The 1,082-nt window shown below is 70.1% G+C and carries 1 protein-coding gene; it reads right to left on the bottom strand.

What is annotated here, in order from left to right:
- Positions 1-597 (bottom strand): hypothetical protein, encoded by a 597-nt coding sequence (locus tag JCM19049_RS15100; RefSeq protein ID WP_054821975.1) that lies wholly within the window; start codon positions 595-597, stop codon positions 1-3.
- Positions 598-1,082: the final 485 nt, after the last annotated feature.

Raw genomic sequence — 1,082 nt, 5'->3', positions numbered from 1 at the left:
TTAAAAGCCCCGCTCGCCGGCTCCCTGTCCTCCAGGACGGGCGCCGGCGGTCGGGGCTTTTGGCTGCGCCCACGCCCACCGGGCGCCGGGTCTAGCCGGGAAGCTGAACAGCCAGAACGCGACCCCCAGCAGAAAGGCGGCCACTCCCCCGATCACGCAGGCGTGCCCCAAGCCCAGACGGTAGACGGCGGCCTCGGCCAGACTCCTCTCGTAGCGGCTGCGGTTGGGGAATCGCCAGAGGAACCCGGCGCGGCGCACCGCCTGCTGCGGTGGAGCCTCGGCGCGGGTGACAAACCACAGTCCGGTGAGCATCAGGCCCAGCCCGAGCAGCAACAGCACGATGATCAGGCTCCGCCAGGGTTCGGCCACCAGGTCCAGTGAATCCCCACTGACCACCACCGCCGAGACCAACAGGGTCAGCAGGCCCGTGTAGCCGGCACCCCACACCTTGGCCGTGGCCGCCGTGCGCGGCAGCATCCCCTGCACGATTTCATCCCACAGCTCCTTGCGTTCCAACGCATCAGCGCCCGGGAACGTGCTGGGCCGGCTGGGCACCCAGACCCCCGCATTTTGCTCCTTGAGCGCAACACGGAACACCGCCCCGCACCCCAGGGTTCCTGCGGCGGATGCCCCGGATGGGAGTAGGTGCAGCGGCAAAACACATCCACCTCGATGCCCGGGGTCTGCGCGGCCTGCGCCGGAGCCGGGGTGTCCGTTTCGGTGCGTATTGAGATTCCGGGTTCCGCTGCGGACCGGCCGGGTACGGCCGCGACGCCTCGTTCAACGCTGCGGTACGTCATCTCATCCGTACAGCGCGGGCACGCCCCAAGGACCGTGATCTCACTTGCCGCGGCGTCCGCGGCGGTCACTGACAACCGCCCGTCGTTGATCGATTCCCAGGCCAGCTCCGTCCACAGCGGGTCCAGGCGCCGGCGTGACTCCAGATCGGGTATCCGCCCCTTTGGCACTCGTGTCCCCATCGCCTGCTCCTCCCCCACGCCCGATCCAACGGCGGACGCCGCTGCCCCGTCCCCGGTGCCTCCACCGTACCGCCGCGCCGCCACGGCGTCCATGCACCCTCG

This window comes from Arthrobacter sp. JCM 19049, from assembly GCF_001310435.1.
This window is presented reverse-complemented; position numbering and strand designations above follow the sequence as displayed.